Origin of the sequence: Longilinea arvoryzae, assembly GCF_001050235.1 — a bacterium.
Lineage (GTDB): Bacteria > Chloroflexota > Anaerolineae > Anaerolineales > Anaerolineaceae > Longilinea > Longilinea arvoryzae.
The window spans coordinates 377,593-394,147 of the sequence record NZ_DF967972.1; the positions used below are offsets into that span (position 1 = coordinate 377,593).

General features: G+C 50.1%; 9 protein-coding genes. 4 read left to right on the forward strand and 5 right to left on the reverse strand.

Features of this window, described 5'->3' with window-relative positions; genetic code table 11:
* Positions 1-78 precede the first annotated feature (78 nt).
* From LARV_RS01785 to LARV_RS01795, 3 genes are all read left to right on the forward strand, one after another.
* Positions 79-780, forward strand: coding sequence for a hypothetical protein (locus LARV_RS01785; RefSeq protein WP_075072024.1), 702 nt, complete (start codon positions 79-81; stop codon positions 778-780).
* 186 nt (positions 781-966) lie between these two features.
* Complete coding sequence (locus tag LARV_RS01790; RefSeq protein ID WP_075072025.1) at positions 967-2,358, forward strand: FAD-binding oxidoreductase; 1,392 nt, start codon at positions 967-969, stop codon at positions 2,356-2,358.
* Positions 2,359-2,455: 97 nt separating this feature from the next.
* Positions 2,456-2,926, forward strand: coding sequence for a VOC family protein (locus LARV_RS01795; protein ID WP_075072026.1), 471 nt, complete (start codon positions 2,456-2,458; stop codon positions 2,924-2,926).
* An 83-nt stretch (positions 2,927-3,009) separates the two neighbouring features.
* Here the strand turns inward: LARV_RS01795 and LARV_RS01800 are convergent, their stop codons facing one another.
* The 3 genes from LARV_RS01800 to LARV_RS01810 form a co-directional block, all read right to left on the reverse strand.
* Positions 3,010-8,706, reverse strand: a complete 5,697-nt coding sequence (locus tag LARV_RS01800; RefSeq protein WP_172797757.1) for a peptidoglycan DD-metalloendopeptidase family protein — start codon at positions 8,704-8,706, stop codon at positions 3,010-3,012.
* A 41-nt stretch (positions 8,707-8,747) separates the two neighbouring features.
* On the reverse strand, positions 8,748-12,485 hold the full coding sequence (locus LARV_RS01805; RefSeq protein WP_075072028.1) for a phosphodiester glycosidase family protein: 3,738 nt from the start codon (positions 12,483-12,485) through the stop codon (positions 8,748-8,750).
* Positions 12,486-12,818: 333 nt separating this feature from the next.
* A complete protein-coding gene (locus tag LARV_RS01810; protein WP_075072029.1) occupies positions 12,819-13,379 on the reverse strand; it encodes a methyltransferase family protein in 561 nt (186 codons plus the stop codon).
* A gap of 147 nt (positions 13,380-13,526) precedes the next feature.
* Here LARV_RS01810 and LARV_RS01815 point away from each other — a divergent pair, with 147 nt between their 5' ends.
* Positions 13,527-14,306, forward strand: coding sequence for a nitroreductase family protein (locus LARV_RS01815; protein WP_075072030.1), 780 nt, complete (start codon positions 13,527-13,529; stop codon positions 14,304-14,306).
* Between the two features lie 105 nt (positions 14,307-14,411).
* On the opposite strand, the gene LARV_RS01820 is transcribed toward LARV_RS01815, so the two are convergent.
* Positions 14,412-14,924 carry a ClbS/DfsB family four-helix bundle protein gene (locus LARV_RS01820; RefSeq protein WP_075072031.1) on the reverse strand — a complete coding sequence of 171 codons (513 nt, stop codon included), beginning with the start codon at positions 14,922-14,924 and terminating at the stop codon, positions 14,412-14,414.
* 149 nt (positions 14,925-15,073) lie between these two features.
* Entirely contained in the window at positions 15,074-16,096 is a 1,023-nt protein-coding gene (locus LARV_RS01825; protein WP_075072032.1) for a LacI family DNA-binding transcriptional regulator, read from the reverse strand.
* Positions 16,097-16,555 lie beyond the last annotated feature (459 nt).

Below are 16,555 nucleotides of genomic sequence, written 5' to 3' on the forward strand. Positions count from 1 at the left end.
CGGGCCGTCGAACGGCCATTTTCCATCGGGTGAGGAGGATTTTCTTCTCTTCACCCACCTTGAAAAGGTGGGGGCACCATGAAAAGACTCTATCTTCTGAGTCTGATATTTGCGGTTCTATTTGCGCTCTTCATCCTGCTGCCGCCCTTATTGAGCACGCCTTTCGGCGAGTTTCCGCTGATGAAAACCGCGGATGTCGTCGACCTGTTCACCCCGCTGGTGCTCATGCCGTTTTACTGGCTGCTTTTCGAGGTCAAATCCGACAGCCTGCCCGGCCGGCGTGAAGTGCTGGTTTTCATGGTCTTTGCCGCACTGTGGGTGCTGGGACAGGGCATGCACCTGGCCGCCAACTCCATCGGCCATCTCGTCCCTGAGAATCCCACCGGCGACCTGTACCGGCTGACCTACTACTACGACGAACGCCTGGGTCACCAGCTCTGGCACGGCGGCATCCTTCTGATGATGTTTCTGCTGCTCTACCGGCAGTGGTGCTACCCCTTTGCCGGCGAAAGCGGCGGCCCGGCCCCGGGCATAATCGGTGGGATTGTATACGGGATCACCTTCTTCCTGGCCGGGATCGAAGGCGGCACGGTTGGCCTGGGCTTTACCGCCGCCATTCTGGTGACGGCCTTTGCCCTCATCTGGGGACGCAGGCAATTCCGCCACCAACCGCTGCTGGTCTTCTTCTTCGTCGCCTGCGTGGCGTTCATCCTGCTCTTTATCGGATGGGGCATCTACTGGGGCGGGTGGCCTGAGCCCAGCAAGGTGGGCCTGCTGTAAAACTCCGAAAAGAGTCCTCATTGTCCCCTGCGATTTGGGATCGAGTCGCCGAGTTCGTTTCAATTGCCAGAATCTTAATATTCTCTATAAGATTGCGCCTTGCATTTTGTGCTCGATTTGTTTAGAATTTTCACACAATTTACATCTGAATAGTATATTATCTACCAGGAAAAAAGGAAACGACTTATGGATTCGAACGATTCCTCTACCCTTGGCCTTGGCAGCCGGGAAATTGCCGAATTGCGGCAGATGCTCAAGGGTTCACTGATCCTACCCGGCGACGACCTTTATGACAATGCCCGCACTGTCGTTCAAGGCGCCATCGATCGCCGACCGGCGGCCATCGCGCGCGTTGCCAACGCCGCGGATGTGGCGCAGGTGATCGGATTCGCGCGTCAGAGCGGTCTGGAATTGGCCGTGCGTTCCGGCGGGCACAGCCCGGCCGGGCACGGCGTTTCGGACGGCGGCCTGGTCATCGATTTACGGGAGCTACGCACCCTGACGATCGATCCGGAAAAGCGCACTGCCTGGGCAGAAAGCGGCCTGACCGCGGGCGAATATACCGCGGCCACCGGGGTTTACTCGCTGGCAACCGGATTTGGCGATACCGCCTCGGTCGGCATTGGCGGCATCACCCTGGGCGGCGGGGTCGGCTACCTCACCCGCAAGTACGGCCTGACCATCGATAACCTGCTGGCCGCGGACCTGGTGACCGCCGACGGGCAGCTCGTCCGCGCTGACGCCGGTGCCAACCCGGATCTTTTCTGGGCCATTCGCGGCGGCGGCGGCAACTTCGGCGTGGTCACACGCTTCCAATACAGGCTCCACCCGGTCAGCACGGCCGTGGGCGGCATGCTGATTCTGCCGGCCACGCCCGACGTGATTGCCAACTTCGTGGCCGAAGCCGAAGCCGCTCCGGAGGAGCTTACGACCGTCGCCAACGTCATGGCTGCCCCGCCCATGCCGTTCCTGCCGCCTGAAGTCCACGGCAAGCTGGTGTTGATGGCGCTGATCCTGTATGCGGGTGACATCGAGGCCGGCGAGCGCGCCGTGGCGCGCTTTAGGGCACTGGCCAGCCCGCTGGTGGATCAGTTGCACGCCATGCGTTACGCCGAGATCTTCCAGCCCGAAGACACCAGTTTCCGCCCGGCCACCGTGGCGCGCACGCTGTACGTCGATCGCATCGATCGGGCTGCCGCCGGGATTATTCTGGATTATCTGCAGGCCTCGAACGCTCCCCTGCGCCTGGCCCAACTTCGCGTGCTGGGCGGAGCGGTGGCGCGCGTGCCCGTCGAAGAAACCGCCTATGCCCACCGCCAGGCGCGCATCCTGGTCAACCTGCTTTCGATCTATAACGGTGAAGTGGATCGCCCGGTGCGCCAGGCATGGGTGGACCAGTTCGCCGCCGCGCTGCCGCACCAGACGGGCGGCGTGTACGTCAATTTCCTGGACGGCGCGGGCAGAAATGGAATTCACGAGGTCTATCCCGGCGAAACCGGCCAACGCCTGGCCCAGATCAAGGCTCGCCGCGATCCGGACAACCTGTTCCGCCTCAACCACAACATCAAACCGATGTAACTATGTTTACGTCCGGAGGAGGGTTTGCGCAACCCGGGTTCGTCCCGCGGCCAGACCCTCCCCGACATTTCCAATCATTCCATGGAGGTTTTCTCTCATGCAAAAGATCACCCCCTTCCTGTGGTTCGACGATCAGGCCGAAGAAGCGGCCCGCTTCTACACCTCGATCTTCAAGAATTCGAAAATCAACGCCATCTCCCACTACGGCGAAAGCGGCCCGCGCCCGGCTGGCATGGTGATGACCGTCTCCTTCCAACTCGAAGGCCAGGAGTTCACCGCGCTGAACGGCGGGCCCGAATTCAAATTCAACCCGGCCATTTCGCTGTACGTGGACTGCAAAACGCAGGCGGAAGTCGACTTTTTATGGGAAAAGCTGTGCGAGGGCGGCCGGCCGGATCAGTGCGGCTGGTTGACCGACCGTTACGGCATCTCCTGGCAGATCGTGCCCACGACGCTGACCGAGCTGCTGCAGGATCGGGACGCCGAAAAGGCCGGCCGCGTCATGCAGGCCATGCTCAAGATGACCAAAATCGACATCGCCGAATTGCAGCGCATTTATGCTGGATGAAATATTGTGCAAACTATACCAAATCGAGCCGGTGTTTTCACCGGCTCGTTTCTTAATTGAAACAACAGGAATTTCTTTTATCCTTATCGAATGATGAGTGGCAAAAAAACCTTCCTTTCATTTGGCTCCGTAGAATCAATGGTGAACTGCATCAATGGACTATTTGGGCCATATCCACTGATATTCCAGGTCTTAACTTGCCAGGAATAGACACCATTATCCAACGATATATCCGGCGTGAATGTACAGACATCAACTGTGCAATAACTCATTGCATCTACCCATTCAATATTAACATTTTCACCCTGTGCATCCTGAATGGCAAAAAGATATCTTGTTGAATTCAAGCCAGGTACCCACGTAAATGTCGGCCTGCGAATTACCAAAGTGGAATTCGGTGAGAGAAGCTGGGCTGCGTCGGGTGTATTGATACTGAAATCCACATGCAACTGCATCGTCCCTGCTCCGATTGTTAGTGGTTCGCTGATTTTTCCGGACGACCCAGCCTCGGGGCTTGGGGTAAGATACCCATTGTATTTGCCGACCATTAGGTAATAAACATTGCTAGCGTCCAGAGTAGCCACTAATTCTGAATCCTGATCGTGAGGAGTAATGCTTCGATCGTCGTTACATGCAACTAAAGTCAAATTGCCTCGTGACCCTGTCCACACGGCTAAAACGGTATCATAATCACTCCCGATCGTATCTGCATGAAGAGTACCCAATTGAGCCGGCGTAAAGCTATACCAGACCGTCGCCTCAGCAGGAGCCAGATCGCAATCCAGCATCGGCTGATCATCAATAGCTCGGGTGGCACCAAAAGTATCCAATTCTGTGGCAAACGGGGTATTGTTAATTATCACGGGTGTGTTGATGTCATCATTCAAAGGTGACGGCGTATTCCTCACCTCGAATGTACTCATACCACTTGTCACCCCCTGCCATTTTCCTAAATAATTTAGAGTCACTTTTGAAGTCCATGTTCCGATTGCAGCATTCCCGGGGATCGTCCAGGATGTCAAACCATTCCACCCATCTCTGCTTTCTTGATATGTAAGGACATTAGTCGGGTCTAGTAGTTCCACTGTGGCGGCAATTGGTGTGACAGTCTGAATCGTGACACTCTCTGCTAACTTTAAATTATCCTTCCATTTTCCAAAGAAATGGCCTGTTTCGTTATCTTTAACGAAGATTCGCTCATCCAAGACCTCTCGAGCGCCTTCGTGATTAATCACAGGTGCGTTCGTGGACGTTCCTGTTTTTGTTTGCGTCCATAGATCAGAAAGGTAGTTCCCATAACTGTCTTTCACACTTTGCTGGATCATTGCCTGATCACCCCGGCCGTATGGGGTTTCATATGGTTTCACATTAACTTGCAAATCTCCACCGATAAAAATATCGTTTCCTTGCCTGAACTGCTCAATTTGCAAGTTGCCATTTCCAAAGAGGTAATACCAGAAATCCTCGGTATCTTCCAGTGCCACGATGTTATCAGACCAAAAGGTCAGATCCGGCGGGAAGGAAATTACCGCGGTCTGACCATCAAACATCTCAAGACCTGTTCCAGAATTGCCCGTCCATATGATCAGATTTACACTTGGAACGGTTTGGACATGATAGTTCAGAAGAATCGCCGGGGATTGCGCCACATTATAGATATCTTCAACTTGGTCATTACCCTCCTGGACTGTAAATTTGTGATAAGTCAGATACTTATCCGTATCGTTACTCATTTGGATCAAGTAATTATCCGGTGACGCATAGACGACAAGCGGGCTGTTTACATAAGAATAGCCAACATAGAATTCGCTGTACTTGTTTGCGAACGCGACAGTTGAATTGATCGGATTACCCTGCAAATCCTCCAACGATACGACCGTGATTGGTAGATCTGAGGTATATATCCCCAAATAACCAGGCCCTTGTAGATTTTCGACCGTTTTTAGAATACCCCAATCGGTAACCACAACGTTATAAACACCTGTGCTCAAGTCATTGATCAAGCCGAATCCATACTCGTCCAAATCAAAATACCGTAGGAACGCGCCTGTACCGTCAAAGACTCGACCGCTATTCGTCATTGGCCGATACCAAGGGTTGGTTGCCGTAATGCATAAAGATGTCGACGCGCAGGGAACCTGTGACATATTCATCGTCAGAGACCCACCCGTGCCATTGCCGTAGTGCGTCACACTGATCAAGTAGGTCGTATCCCTATTTGCGGTAAAGAGAATCTTGGATTGGCGCAGGTTTGGATCCGCCTCATCATCATCTCCCTGAATTGGAGAAAGAGTTCCCATGCTTCCACGCTCGAACACGTGTAGCACCGTGTCGTAATTGCTTCCAAAAGTATCCACTGAGAAGATTCCAGTCGCTGTGGGTGAGAATCTAAACCAAACACTCGAAGCATTGTTCGACCCGATGGGATAATTGGGTTCGCCACTCTCGATCGTCGCGGCGCGTGTAGATTGGGTGACCGAATATGGCAATGTATTGATCGTTGTCGCAGCTGCTATGTTGTCATTCGCGGGTGGGCAAATCGCGGTAGTAATACTGACCGTATCACTGGCAGCGGAAAGGATCGTACCTCGGTAGGCGTACACAGCGTAGCTATAATTACTTTCTCCCGAAACAGAAGTATCCTGGTAGCCTGCCGAGTTACTTCCAAGTGTAGCAATCAGCGAGGTGTTGCGATAGACCTGATAACCCTGTTCATTACCGGAACTATCAACCCATAATAAATTCACCCGATTGCAAGAAGGTGATGTCACTGTGAGATTGGCTGGCTGGCCTGGACGCACGGTGAAATTACGCGTGTTGCTAAATCCACTCTCTCCGACTGTATTTCTTGCTTTTACTCTCCAGGTATAAGAATAACCTGCCCATTGCGGGCCAAGATCCTTGCTCGTCTCATTCTGCCAACCGAAAGCCAACGTTCCGGCCGGACCGCCGGAAATTTCACCATAGAATTCATCACCCGTATCGCTCCACGAGAGGCTGATGGATTGGCCTTCATCAAAAATGGCACCATCGTTAGGCTGCATCAGTATCGGTGTGCCCGCCGCACATCCCGCTGTTGTCAGGCTTTGTGTGTTGCCCGAATCGGATTCCAGACTTCCTCTATATGCCCTGACAAAGTACGAATAGTTCCCATTGCAAGACAGGCCATTATCTGTGAAATTGGTGGTGGAACTTCCTACTGTGGCAATTGCCGTCCCATTGCGATAAATGCGGTAACCATCGATATTGCCTGGCGCATCTGCCGAAGCACCCCACGACAGAGTCACTTGTGTCTGGGTCGCGTCAGACAGAGTCAGATTCGACGGTGTACCATACTTGCGATATAACGTGCGGGTCTCACTCCACGCACCCTCACCAGTGCTGTTACGTGCTTTTACGCGCCAGGTGTATACACCACCCCAAAACGTACTCCCGATGGTATAACTCGTGCCGCTCGTCCATCCAGAGTTTACCGAATACCCAGGTCCGCCAGAAAATTCCGCGTAGTAATCACTGGCGCCAGAAACAGAATTCCAAGATAAGACTACATTATCATAACGACCGACTGTTGCATTATTTGAAGGTGAACTTAGCGATGGCGCTGCTGGCGGCTGAACGCAGACGCTGGTATCCGTTGTCCACCATATCCTTACCCGCGCGTCGCCCCCATCTTCACGTAAAAGGGCCCGTAGGTTGGCATTACCACTGATATATCGAGCTGGGCAAGCCTTATCATTAGATCCACTGCCACCGTAATCGCCTATGTTTTGTCCATTAAGCCATATTTTCAAACCGTCATCATGATCCGACAAAAACACATAATTGCCAGAGGGGAAATTAATTGTGGCGGAATAATCCGCAATCCATGTATCCCCATCCATGCCGCATGGCCCACTGGTGCCATAGTTTTTATCTAATGTTGGGCCGCCAACATTTTCAGAGCACTTATAATTTCCGCTATTGTTGTTATCCCACCAACGGTCAATCGTATCGTAATAGTTGGCTGTCCAACTACCGGAAGAGGAGCCCCTCGATTGAACTTTCATTGATGAGACGGAATTATCACCAATGCTATTGTCGCTTAAATTAGAATCGTTCCCTGTAAATTCTTCGCATCCGCCGGCATAGTTATCATCTTTGCAGAGAACAGCTTTGACGTTACCCCCAACTTTTACCGAGGAAACAGAATCGTTGCCAAAACCCATTGCGCCCGGATTGGCCCATTCACCTTGACCAAAGATTTTATAACTGCCACAATAATTTGCATCCGCATAAATCCCTACCTGATCAGAATTAGGAGAAGGATTATTGCAATTGTTGTTGTAACTGCCATGATTATCCACCCACCATTCAGGGTCATAATAATAGTTCTCTACATTACTTTTAACATTTAGGACATTCGTAGTGTAATAACCACTATTATTAGGATCCGGATGATCCGACTGGCGAATTTCCCAATGAAGATGACATGAAGCAGCTCCTCTGGTACCCATTTCTGCAATATGTTGACCTTTGGTTACATTATCTCCAGTAGAAACTAAAGAGCTCTCTAGATGGCCATATTGAGAATAAACAGTAATACCTTGCCAATTATGTTCGATTACTAGAGTGCCCCATCCGCCAAGATTCAAATTTTTCACAACACCATCAGCAACAGCGCTGATATCTGTATAACAATCATTCCCTGGGCCGTTATAGTCATCGCCAGGATGATAAACAAGAGGTGGATACCCCGCGGTCCAATCTAACCACTCAAATCCATAATGATCATTGCTCATGGGGCGTTGAAAGCCAGAAGACGCCTCCTGCACGGCGAGAACGGAAAATGACTGAATGCCCGATGAGTTTCTCAAAATTGTTGAATTCGCTCTTGAAATCCAACCTTGAGGTAGTATTTGGATGTTATCACTAGAATTTACGGATTTAATAATTTCCTGGGTGAAATCCAACATCAACAATGTAGTTGATTTTGAAAACTGGATTGGCGTATCTCCAACTAAACCTTTCAACACGCCAGTGGCAGCCATATATAAGTTATCGGGAGAAACCCATAATGTGCTATTGTAATAATCGCTTTCAGAAGCCATTTCAGTAAATAATTGCTCTTTAATTTTATAAACATAAATACCACTAAAGGGTTCCATTCTTACGTGATCATAGCTTTCGAAATAGATTAACTCTTTTTCAGCGTCGAACAGAACCGGATAAAGTAATTTTCCGGGAAAAGAAGAATTGGAATTATCGGCAAGTAATTGCCTCTCGCCAGATTTAAGATTTACAAACCACATTTGAAATTCAGTCAGAAATCGTTCACTAGGAGAATCGTAGGAATTCTCCACATATACTAGATTATTTTGATCCTCCGATAATATTCCACCCAACAACATATATCCGTCTTCGATGTGTATATCAGGGTAGGATTGGGGATTCTCGATGCAATTGGAGCACCTTGGTGACAACAAAGTGCGGTCCCATCCAGTTTTTGACCCAATATCAATGGATTTATCCAAACCTGGATCGTATAAATAATAGTGATCATCAATTTGATATAAGAATAAGTATTCTGATGTTGTTTCACCATTTGTATTGACTAACTGTTCTTTTGAACTTGAACTGCTATCTGATATTGATGCAGCAAAGGCTGGTACTGGATTAAGTAATTGCAAACTCAGAACCAAAATAATCATTGAGTTTATTAACCACAATTCATTAGTTATCGAGATTGAATTTACTTTTTTATCAGAAGACAGTACATTGATTCTTCTCTTTTTGCTGTTCATTTCATATCTCCTTTTGCATGATGGGACCATTTTGCGCAACTTCATCTAATAACAATGGGTAAATATGTTGCAAAACCATTAACTTTGAATGGCGTCTTTTCTTCAAATGAGAACCACCAATTATTTAAATCCTCAAATGCTGGCTCAACAAAATATCCTTTGCCTGGAATCGCAAATAACCGTTCTCCCAAATAGGTGTAACTTTGACCAGGACGCAGGATAATGTTATCGACAGGCGGAAAATCCACATTCCGCTCGCAGTTCCAATCTGCACAGTTCGGTCCGCGCGCTACGACTCCTAAACGCCTGATCGTGATTGATCGACTGCCCTTGTTTTGAATCGTATAACATGCTAAAACAGGCTCGAAAACACTTGGGTCTTGAGGGGTTAATGTAATTGGGGAGGAGATTTCAATTCCTGGCGAAACCAAAAACCTCTTCATATCTCCGATCTGCCACCAAAAATCTTCCCCTCCGAAAAACGTAATCTGAGCAAAATAATCGCTGCCCGGTTCGATAAATGTTCTCGTTTGAGAAAAATCAATTTCTTGGCCTGGCTGAATTGTCACATTTTCAAGCCAGGGATAATCCACTGGCGAATTACAGCTCCAATCCTGGCAATCAGGGCCATGGGCACCTACCCCAACGCGTTCATAGCGCAAAACGTGATTCCCCATGTTCTTTAGTTTGAATTGAGCCGTCACGGATTCGCCTGCCAATGGCGTTGAAGGCGTTAAAGTCAAGGGCGTAACAACTTCAAGACCGCGATCCACCGAATAGGTTCGTTGCTGTGCTCCAGGAAGTGTTAACCACCACCCATTTGCATCCATAAAGAGCGGCACAACAAAATAGCCGCTCCCTGCCTGTGTAAAGGATCGTGTGGCTGAATAAAGAATCTCTTGACCTGGGTTAAGGGTTATATTTTCTTTTGAGGAAAATCCAGCCCAATTCGTGCAGGTCAAATCAGTGCAATTTGGACCCCGGCCATCTGCATTAATCGCTCGAATGTAGATCGTTCTGGGTCCAATATTTTTTAATGTGTAGGTAGCGGTTACAGGTTGAAGCACGACCGGATCGGAAGGGTTTAGATTAATGGGTGTGGTAACCAATAAACCGGAAGACACTGAAAATGTCTTTATGTTATCCAACAATTTCCAGAAATTCTCCCCAACGTTATACATTATCTGAGCAATATACCCGGCTCCAGCTTCAGTAAAAACCCGATGCTCCTCAAATACATACTCCTGGCCAGGCAAAAAGGTCACATCCTCTTTCCATGGAAAATCCACCGCTCGTTGACAATCGAAGGAGGTACAATTCGGGCCCTGGCTGCCTACTCCAATTCGGTCTACGTGAATTGTGTGCGAGCCCATATTTCGCAGCTTGAAACGCGCGATGATATCTTCCCCAGTTAAAGGCGTGGTTTGGTTAAGGGTTAATTCTTCGATCAACTCCAGCCCGCGATCCACCGAGAAATTTAACCGAGAGCCTCCTGGGATGATATACCACCAGTCATTTTGATCAGCGAACATGGGCTGGACGAAATAACCACTGCCAGCTGATTGATAACTGGTTATCTTTAAGTAGGAAAATTCTTCTCCAGGTGGTAAGGTTATGTTACTCATCACCTCAAACCCCGCCCAATTCTGGCAAGTCAGGTCGGAACAATTCGGTCCGCGACCCTCTACGCTAAGTTTTTGAATTGTGATCGATCTATTCCCATTATTTTGCACTTTAAATGCAGCTGTAACTGGTAAGTTCGCTATAGGTTCAGTAGGAGAAAGAGATAAAGGTTGGCTGATCTCAATTCCCGCCCCAACCGAAAAGGTTAGCTTGTTACCAAGTACAAACCACTGATTGGAAGATTTGTTGTAGGTGATTTGAGCGAAATAATTACTTCCTTGCTCAGTAAACACACGTTGTTTTGTATATGAATATTCCTGACCAGGCTGTATCGTCACCGATTCAACGACCGGCCAATCGACCACCGGATTGCACGTCCAGTCGGCGCAGTTTGGTCCATGCGAGCCGACCAGGATACGTGCGAAAGTAATGGATTGTGTGCTTGTGTTTTTTATTCGGAAGTGAGCAGTAATACTCTCTCCAACAAGTGGATCTTGGGGGGATATTGTTAGAGGATCGATGATTTGAATTGGATTCTGAAGAGAGAAATGCCAGGTGCTTGACCAACCACTTTCCGCGTTGCGATTATCCCTGGATTTCACATGCCATTGATAATTGCCATACTGGTCATTCAAAGAATTGGGTTGCCAACAGGTGCCACTGATCCATCCGCTGCTTAAGTATGTTGGGCTGTTATAAACTTCCGCAAAAAACTCAACAGAGTCTCCATTTGGATCACCGTTATTGTTCCAACAAAGATTTGGCACAGTACCATTGGTGATGATTGAGTTATCAGGTGGGCTTAACAATGTCGGTACGCGTGGGGGATCATTGCACACACTTGTGTCGGTAGTCCATGATAGTTTTACCCTAGCATCTCCGCCATCTTCGCGAAGCATCACACGAAGATTATTATTGCCGCTTAAATTTCTGGCCGGGCAGACCCATGAGATCCCGCTGCCGCCCCGATCGGCAATGTTCTGCCCGTTTAACCACAGTTTTAATCCATCATCATGTTCAATACCAAATACATAATTCCCTGTAGGAAAATTGATGGTAGCACTATAATCTCCGACCCAGGTATCACCATCCATCCCACCACATGGTGCACCTGAACTATAATTCTTATCTAGCCCTGGCCCATTGATCGTTTCGGAACATTTATAGTTTCCAGAATTGTTGTTGTCCCACCAACGGTCCTGGTTATCGTAATAGTCAGCCTTCCAACTACTGGGCGGAGGTGGCGGAGGTGCATTATCAACAATAATTGCCAGGTGATTCACAATCGCTCGAGAACCGCTTCCTTTCATTAGCGAATTGTTATAATAAATACCGCTCGAGCCGCCTCCATCAAGTTTTAGAACATCGAATGCGCCCCGATCCTTTAACCACTGGGCTACCTGAGTTACTGTCCATCCGCCAGATGAAACGCCAATAAAGAGATATCGCCGATCACTCGAATATCCAGCCAATGTTAACGCGCCAGTAGTTGTACAGTACCAGCGTTGGTCACCTGTAAATTGTTCTTGGGTGGAGAAATATGTTGTCCCATTAATTAATTCACCCTGACAGACAGGAGAACCACCATCTTTTACAATCCACGGACCTCCAGCAATCGTCATGTTTTTCTTAGATTGCGCGTCACCGATTGCGATTTGTACACTTCTGGAAGAATCGAACCCGATGTTACCCCTTACAGGCCAGGTAGTACCATAAGCTGACCAATTATCTTTTTTATTCCCATCAATGAAAGTTAATCCTTGCGCGCAATTAACATTTGCTGGACAGCCCCCACCAAAATAATCCCCGTTGATGATTGCCCATTCTGAATAACCTTGACTGGCATACCGGTTCTTCATACTGGAGAGTGATTCATATCCTCCAGAATCATTATTTGCCAAACCGACTCTGATTCGCACCCTAGAATCTTGTAAATCGACTTTTAAGAAATAAAGGCTGCCTTCAGAAATTACCTCAATTGGTGAACTTGCAACAATTGAGGTAATACCTTCTGGCTCCGCAGAATCGGTTTGATCATTTTCAAGATAATAAACAATTGCTGATTGATCTTGCTGGTCAACTATAGAAGCATTTATGCCATAATTTTGGGAAAATGAGAAGATTAGGTTTAGTATGATCGCTAATTGTTCTATCATCTTTATTCCCCCTTATATTTATTGTATATTAATTGTAATATATGAACTAGTGATAAATGTAATCCTTATTATGATCCTTGATCAATGAGCGTTTTGGGGGTTGGAAGTAAAAATCCTTAGATTTACGGCGATTCTTCGTCATTGCTTCCAAAATCGGTTACCAGACCTGAAATGATCTTTATTTCCCTATTACATTCAAATGGAAATTCCTGCCTAATAGAAATTGCCAATGGTAACACAACCATTGTTTAGTGTAGTCGCTGCCTTTACAATGATGATATAAATTTTGCGACGATTACGATTAAACTCAAAAATGCCGTGATAAGCAATATTTTATAAAATAAACGGCACGAACCGCTTCGTGCGTTTCATATACTCCTGATAGCGCTCGCCAAAGAAGCGCGTGCATTCGGCTTCATCGGCGCGCGCGGTGGCGACCAGCGCCAGGGTTGCCCCCAGCAGCAGCAGCCCGCCGACCCAGCCCGGCGCCTTGAAGAAAGTCCCCCACGCCAGGAACAGCAGCGAGCTGTACAGCGGGTGGCGGATATAGTGGTAAATCCCGTCCGTCACCAGGGTGGAGGTCTTTTCGAAGCCCAGCAGCTCGCCCTGCCCTTCCCGCCGGTCGACGGGTTTCCCGCGCCGGACCAGTAAACGCACCCCAAAGCCCAGCGGAATGAAACTGATGACCAGCAAAACCCACGAAAGGATCTGATGCCACGACCCCGCCTCCCGGAACCAGACGTCCAGGTTGATCAGGATCAATGCCAGAATGCACTCCCAGGCAAAGAAGCGGTAAAAGCCGTGCGAGCGCGGTTTGAACAGCGAGCGGCGCGAAATGATAACGATCGCCAGCGATGCCAGGACAAAGATAATCCACTCGAACAGATCATCCATTCGTTGACCCCTTGCAAGGCAGAGAATGTATTTTGGTAACGATTATCGCACAGAATATCATCTTTCCTGGCCTATAAGCCGGTGAATTGGCGGTTCGTCAAAATCCGAACGGCGCTATACTACCCTCATTCCTCACGAGGTGATCCCATGGACAACCCAATCCTCCAGACCCTGCGCAACCGCAAATCGGTCCGCAAGTACACCGCCCAAAAGCCAGACGATGAAGTCATTGCCACGGTGGTGCGCTCCGGACAGCAGGCGCCGTTCGCCGCGCAACTCTACAGCATCCTGCTCGATCGCAAGAAGAAGCATGCTTTCTCGGCGCCGCTGCTTTTTACCATCTGCGTCGACCTGCACAAACTGGAACTCATCATGCAGCGCCGCGGCTGGCAAACCGTTTCCAACAATCTGTCGCTGCTTTTCTTCGGCATCCAGGATGCGGCTTACGCCGCCGAGAACATGGTCATTGCCGCCGAAAGCCTGGGCATGGGATCCTGTTTCCTGGGCATGGCGCCCTATCGCGCCGCCCAAATCCAGAAAACCTATCATTTGCCGAAACGCGTCTTTCCATTGGTCGAGCTCGTGATGGGTTATCCGGCCGAAGACTTCCCGCCGCGTCCGCGCTATCCGCTGGAATACACACTCTTCGAGGACCGTTACCCTGAATTCAGCGATGCCCAGATCGAAGAAGCCATGCGCTGCATGGACGCGGGTTACCTGGCGCAGGGATACTACCGCAAGCAGCGCGCCAAAATCGATATCGAGACCGAAGGCAAGGAAGAGACGTACACCTACTCGGATTATTCCTGGACAGAGCACATTTCACGCAAGTGGGGGCAGTGGCTGGCGGACCCGGCCGAACTGCTCGAGCCGTTGGCAGCCTGCGGCTTCGAAATCGAGTTGCCTTCGAAGAAGCCTGCTGAATGAAAGCCTGACGATGATGAAACAACAAAAAATTCGACCCGCCCGGTTGGGCAGGTCGAATTTTTGTTGTTTTTCGGTCACGGTCCGATTCGCCCGTGAGACAGGCTTTTACAACTCCTGGCGGTGTTCGCGCAACCACTCACGCAGCCCATCCAGGTGTTCCTTGTGATGATCGTACGAACCGATCAACACATCCGCCATCGAATAGCCGTTCAGCCAGGCATGACGGCTGCCGTCCAGCAGATCGCGCTCGGGGATCTGCTTGGCCGAATTCAATAAACGAATAAAGCCGGCCCGCCATTCCTGGCGCAGGCTGGCCCAGGAGGCATCCTGATAGGTGGCGTGAATCCAGTCATTGACCGGGTCCGCCCCGCCCTCCCCGTCCGGATCGCCGGCAACGGGCCAATCCGGATAGACTGGCTCGCGATCCAACCGGGCGGCTTCGCTGCGCGCCAGCGAACGCTGCTGCCAGATCCACAAATGCGCGATCACGTCCTTGACCGACCATTCGGACGGCGCCAGCGGCGCAGTGATCTGCGCCTCGCTCAGACTGTCCAGCAGATCTTCCCACTGCCCGAAGACCTCGCGCAACGCCGCCAGGATGTGATGTTTCATATTCATGGCCGTTCCCCTCGATTTCATTCCCTATCATCCAGTATACGCAACGATAAACGAATATGCGCGCTCCAATTAGCGAGCGCAATCCTGTGCACTTGAATCGATTGTTCACAAATCTTGAATTTTTACTCCTGTAATGACCCAACCAATAATTACCGCTCCTGAGGTGCTCCACAGGACTCTCGGATGATCAGTTCCGTGTCCATGATCACGCGCCGGGGAGGGAGAATACCGTTATTGATGACGTCGATCAACGTCTCGATGGCCTTGTAACCGAACGGGTACACCGGTTGGCGCACCGTGGTCAGGCCTAATCCGATTGGGGAAGTGAGGGGTAAATCGTCGAACCCGACGAAGGCCACATCCTGCGGAACGCGCAGGCCGGCTTCGCGCACCGCGCGCATCCCGCCGATGGCCAGGATATCCGAGGCGGTGAAGACGGCGTCCACCCCCATCGTCAAAAGCTGGCGCATGGCCTGATAGCCGCTGCCCTCGGAGAAATCGCTGTCGACGATCAAGGCCGGATCGACCGCGCGCCCGGCTTCGCGGAGCGCCTGCATATACCCCTCTTTACGGTCGAGGGTCACCGGGCTGTTGGGTGAACCACCGATGTGCGCGATGCGGCGGTAACCCAGCCGGATGAGGTGATCCATCGCGTTGCGAGACGCCGCCACGTTGTCCACGTCGATGTAGCTGATGTTTTCAGCGTGGAACGGCCGCCCGGCCACCACCATGGGGATGCTCGTCTCGGCCAGACGGTCGATCAGTTGATCGCCAATCGCGGCCGACTGGACCAGCACACCGTCGAGAAAACCCTTGCGCGAAACGCGCGGGAAGATGCGTTCCTCGTCTTCCTTGGTGGTCACCAGGAATAACGCCAGGGTGTAGTTGTGATCGTTGCAGGCCTGGGCAATGCCCTGCGTCAGGCGCGGGAAATACGGGTCGGCGAAAAAACCGCTGACCGTGCGCGGCAGCACCAGTCCCAGCATCCACGAGCGGTTGGAAGCCAGCGTGCGCGCCGCCAGGTTGGGGTGAAAGCCGGTGGTGCGGATCACTTCCAACACCCGTTTGCGCACATCCGCGCTCACGTTGGGATGCTCGTTTACCACCCGCGAAACCGTCGAACGGGATACCCCCGCCAGTCTGGCAATATCTTCCAGCGTTAAATCGGCCATCCGGACCTCAACGATGAGAAAAAGCAAACAAAGGCTTATTCTATCAGGGAAATGTAGAAAAGGAGGGAGTTGATGGAATATGGAAGCGCTCCCAATAAGATTAGTATATAAATTAAGATCGTTTTGTCAACACCATTACCCGGTTTCCCTTCGAATCCCCTCTTGAGGATCCCGGAAAAATCCTTGATCCTCCGCCCGGTTTGCCTCATCTCGCACGCGCCAATCGCAGATTGACCAAAGGGTGATTTTCGTAAAGGACATGGTTTGGTGATCACCTTGTAGATTGACGATGGGATGGAGTTCTTGAAGCACAATTCAGAGATTTCGTGAAGCGTGAGGAGCACCCATCTGGAGTATGTCACGTTTTTCTTTTATGATTACAACAATGGAACGCATGCGCTATAATCATGTTCGCCGAATTTGATCCTGCCCAGAATAACTAATAGAATGGTCTCAGGA